Origin of the sequence: Mesorhizobium sp. M2A.F.Ca.ET.039.01.1.1 (genome assembly GCF_003998035.1) — a bacterium.
Taxonomy (GTDB): Bacteria; Pseudomonadota; Alphaproteobacteria; order Rhizobiales; family Rhizobiaceae; genus Mesorhizobium.
In genome coordinates this window covers 1-1,118 of the sequence record NZ_RZRY01001228.1, presented here as the reverse complement: position 1 = coordinate 1,118, position 1,118 = coordinate 1, and the positions used below count along the sequence as shown (strand labels likewise).

The 1,118-nt window shown below is 65.0% G+C and carries 2 protein-coding genes; both read right to left on the bottom strand.

Annotated features, from left to right (window positions below; all coding sequences use genetic code 11):
- A partial coding sequence (locus EOA24_RS38840; protein ID WP_189354633.1) for a 3-keto-5-aminohexanoate cleavage protein occupies positions 1-353 on the bottom strand: 353 nt, incomplete at its 3' end.
- A gap of 167 nt (positions 354-520) precedes the next feature.
- Positions 521-1,118 (bottom strand): arginine deiminase family protein (locus EOA24_RS38835; protein ID WP_245501979.1); only part of this gene is annotated, 598 nt, incomplete at its 5' end.

Below are 1,118 nucleotides of genomic sequence, written 5' to 3'. Positions count from 1 at the left end.
TCCATCACTTCAGGCGCCGCCGCCTCGCTGAGATTGACCGACGCGTAGTCGGGCAGCTCGCGCCAGCCGGAGATGGCGACCAGCGTGCGAAGATCGTCCTTCTCGATCCAGGCGCCGGTGGAGACGCCGATCAACGTGCCCGGACAGGCTCTGCGGAGCGCCGCGACCGTCCTATCCATCGCCTCCGGCGCCAGGCTCTCTCGGCTGTCGGCGCCACGCGCATGGACATGCAGTTCGGCGGCACCCGCAGCAATCGAGGCCGCAGCGTCGCGCGCCATCGCCTCAGGATCGAGCGGCAATGCGGGATGGAAATCGGCGGGACGGGCGCCGTTGATGCAAGCCTGGACGATCATCTTTGCGGCAATCCTGTTTCGGCTGGCGGAAGCCTAGCGCAGGGCCGGGATGATCGGAACGGATATGGCGAAGTCTCCTGACAGGCCGGCCAACAAAAGAGAAATCCCCTGGCCCGACAGCCAGGGGATAAGCATTCCCCTTGGTGGTTTCGGACCTTGAAAGCCCGTTACGCCGGCACGCGCTTCAGCGCCTGCGCCATGCAGTGGATGCCGCCGCCGGTCTTGGAGATCTCGCTCATGTCGACGGCCGCGACCTCGATGCCGCGCGCCTTCAGCTGGCCAATCAGCGTCTTGCTCGACGTGGGCGCGATCACCCTGTCCTTGCCGAGCGACATGAAGTTGCAGCCGAGCGCCATCGTGTCCTGGAAGGGCACGTCGATGATCTCATGGCCCTTGCCTTTCAGCCAGTCGACGATGCCGGGCTCGGTGCAGGCGAGGCAGACGGCGGTGAGCTTTTCGGCGATCGGCACCACCATCAGATCGATGTGGACATAATATTCGTCGATGAAGGCAAGACGCGTCTCCCAGCCTTCCTTGTCGAACCATTCCTTCACCTGGCGGGCGCCTTCTTCCTGGGTGCGGGCGCCGCCGCAGCCGATCAGCACGACGCCCTCCTCGATGACGTTGAAGTCGCCACCTTCGAAGGTGCCGGCCGTCACCATGTCGTAGATCGGGATGCCGAGCTTCTCATAGGTGCGGATGGCGGCGTAGTTCTCGCCGCGCCGCCACCAGTTGGCCATGGCGGTGATGAAGGCGCCGTAGGGC